This is a genomic window from Faecalibacterium sp. DFI.5.82, from assembly GCF_029076575.1.
Lineage (GTDB): Bacteria > Bacillota > Clostridia > Oscillospirales > Ruminococcaceae > Faecalibacterium > Faecalibacterium duncaniae.
The window spans coordinates 1-287 of sequence record NZ_JARFIS010001163.1 but is presented as its reverse complement, the minus strand read 5'-3'; the positions used below and the strand labels follow the sequence as shown (position 1 = coordinate 287).

The following is a 287-nucleotide window of genomic DNA, read 5'->3' as shown; positions in this document are numbered from 1 at the left end:
CTCTGCGACCGGCTCCACAATATGCGCACCGGCGATGCCTGGCCTGAGCAGAAGCGCCGCGACAAGGCCCGTGAGACGATGGAGGTCTATGCCCCCATCGCCAACCGTCAGGGCATCCTGAACGTCAAGGAGGAGCTGGAGGACCGCAGCCTGCACTACCTTGACCCTGTGGGCTACGAGGAGATCAGCAAGATGCTGAGCGAGCGTGCAGTGGAGGAGTTCCTTGCCAGAGTGTCCGGTGTCATCGAGCTGCGGCTGTAGGAGAGCGGCATCGAGGGTGCCACCAT

General features: G+C 63.1%; 1 pseudogene. It reads left to right on the top strand.

Annotated features, from left to right (window positions below):
- Positions 1–258 (top strand): annotated as a pseudogene (locus P0G09_RS20565) (HD domain-containing protein); the annotation flags it as partial.
- Positions 259–287 lie beyond the last annotated feature (29 nt).